2 protein-coding genes and 2 pseudogenes are annotated in these 2,103 nt (G+C 70.3%); 2 read left to right on the top strand and 2 right to left on the bottom strand.

Features of this window, described 5'->3' with window-relative positions; genetic code table 11:
- Positions 1–252: pseudogene (locus KSNIM_RS39000) on the top strand (hypothetical protein); the annotation flags it as partial.
- 278 nt (positions 253–530) lie between these two features.
- On the opposite strand, the gene KSNIM_RS38995 reads toward KSNIM_RS39000, so the two are convergent.
- Positions 531–773 (bottom strand): hypothetical protein, encoded by a 243-nt coding sequence (locus tag KSNIM_RS38995; RefSeq protein WP_263108292.1) that lies wholly within the window; start codon positions 771–773, stop codon positions 531–533.
- Positions 774–1,067: 294 nt separating this feature from the next.
- The gene (locus KSNIM_RS38990; protein ID WP_263108326.1) at positions 1,068–1,307 is read right to left on the bottom strand and encodes a DUF6296 family protein; all 240 of its coding nucleotides are present in this window, start codon (positions 1,305–1,307) and stop codon (positions 1,068–1,070) included.
- A 272-nt stretch (positions 1,308–1,579) separates the two neighbouring features.
- Between KSNIM_RS38990 and KSNIM_RS38985 the strand changes: the two are divergent.
- A pseudogene (locus KSNIM_RS38985) lies at positions 1,580–2,103 on the top strand (hypothetical protein); the annotation flags it as partial.

Raw genomic sequence — 2,103 nt, 5'->3', positions numbered from 1 at the left:
ACGTCCACCGCCGCTCCGACGGCCACAACGCCAACGGCCTCAGCTGCAGTGGCTGAACCTGTACGCCGTACAGCTGTCGAGGCGGCCGAGTCACCTGCCGTTCCGGAGCAGCGGGCACCGCAGGGTGCGGTGTCAGTGCCCGACGTCGATTGGCACGACATCGCGGCGTTCGTGGCGGCCATAAGGAAGGTCCTCGACAAGACTGAGGTCTACCAGTTGGCGGAAGCCCTCGTCGACAGCCTCAGGGACTGACCAGCCAGCGCAGCTATAACCCGGTTATGGGTGAGGGGTGGCACCGCGATGCGGGTGCCACCCCTCACCCATAACCTCTGCCCCGGCCCGCGCGGCCGAACAGCAAGCTCGATCTATAACCGGGTTATGACCGCGCCCCGGTTCCCGCGGTGGATCGGGTCCGTTGGGTCGGCATCGTCGTCCTCCGCAGCGCCCCAGCCGCTGCGGCCTTTGTCGATCACGTGGCCGGTCCTCGGCAACCCCTGGGGCATGACCGTCGTGGGCAACAGACCCGATCCCTAACAGAGCTTCTGCCCGGCGGCGATCACTGAGTTCATCGGCTCTCCAGACTTCCGGCCGCTGGGCAGAGTGAAGGTCTTCTGGATGGGACCGGGATCTGCAAAGTAGTGGTCGCGGATCGGTTCGCCGTAGACCGCATACTCCGTGCCGCCCGACTCGAAGGTAATGACGCCGCCTTCGCGGCAACGCAGCGTGCCCGAGTCAACCGTGAACGGCCAGGGGGTTATGTCCGCAGACGTCACTTCGGCAGATCCCGTAACCGGAGGTGGGGAACTGCATGCGCTGGCCAAGACCGCAATGAGCAAGATCCCCGGAGCAACTGCTCGCCAGAGCGGCAGGGGGGCGGCATGAGATATGAACACCGCCGCATTCTGGCGCCCACCGGCAAGCCGCGTGATGGATTCGCATACTCCTGCTGTGCTGTCCCTGCGGTCACCTCCGCACTGCGCAGGTGGCCGCAGGGACAGCACACGTGCGTCCAGGCGGTTGCGCATCATGCTGCGCAGCAGCGGCTCTGGCGGGATCGGTCCGGCGCCTCAGGTGAGGGGGTGCGCGTGGACGGGTGTGTCCGGCACGGATCGGCCCACGCAGTCGATGACGTGGACCAGGCCGCCGTCCTCGATCTCGACCCGGACGCTTCGGTCCGCGTCCGCGTAGAGCGGGTAACCGTGCGGGCCGTACCCGGCCTGCTGCTCCACGGCGACGGTTTCCTTCTTCCAGGGGGAGCCGGCCGGGCCGGGGAAGGTCAGCTTCCAGCGGGTCGGCAGCGCTGCCATGGCGATCACGACCTCTCCGACACGGGAAATCCATTGTCCGCCGTGCGGCGAAGACGCGCCTTGGCCGGCGCCAGGCTACTGGGGCTCTGAGAACGCAAAAGAGGCCGTCACCCCGCGCTTGGCAGGGTGACGGCCTCTGGTCGTTGCCGGGCAGTCGACGTCGACTGCTGCGCACCCGGACGCCGGCGAGGCGTGAGCGGGGTGCGCAGCTGCGCAGTCTCATGCTCCGGTGCGCATCCGGGCGGTGCGCAGCTGCGCAGCCGGGTGAGCGGGTGCGCAGCGGTAAGTGCGCACGGGCCGGTGGGTGGGCGGGCGGTCCTGCGCAGGTACGCGACGGCGGGAAGCGCAGCGCCGACCGGGGTGGTGCGTCAGGCGGTCGTGTCGGCCTCGAAGGCGTCGATCGCGTCGATGCGCTCGCGGTAGTCGGTGAGGAGGTCGACCTCGAGGAGCTCCCCGTCACCGAGGAGGTCGAGGGTGGTGTCGTGGCGGGCCTCGATGTCGTCGGCGGCCTGGCGCAGGCCCCGGGCGAGGGCGTCCAGGTCGAGAGCGGGCGCGGGGGCGGGGCGGGGAACAGGCGGCGGAAGAATGACATGGCGGCGGGTCCTTTCGCTGCGGGTGCCGGCCGGGCGGCCGCGCCGCGCACCGGAGCGCCCCGCCGCCCGGCCGTGTGGGCGGGGGCAGCGGGGGCGCGGGCCGGTGCGCAGCGTCAGGACCCGGAAGGCGGTTCAGCGCGCGGTGATCAGCACGAGGACGACGAGGATGGCGACGGCGAGGAGCACGGCGGGGGAGCAGCCGG

This window comes from Kitasatospora sp. DSM 101779, from assembly GCF_025655475.1.
Lineage (GTDB): Bacteria > Actinomycetota > Actinomycetes > Streptomycetales > Streptomycetaceae > Kitasatospora.
This window is presented reverse-complemented; position numbering and strand designations above follow the sequence as displayed.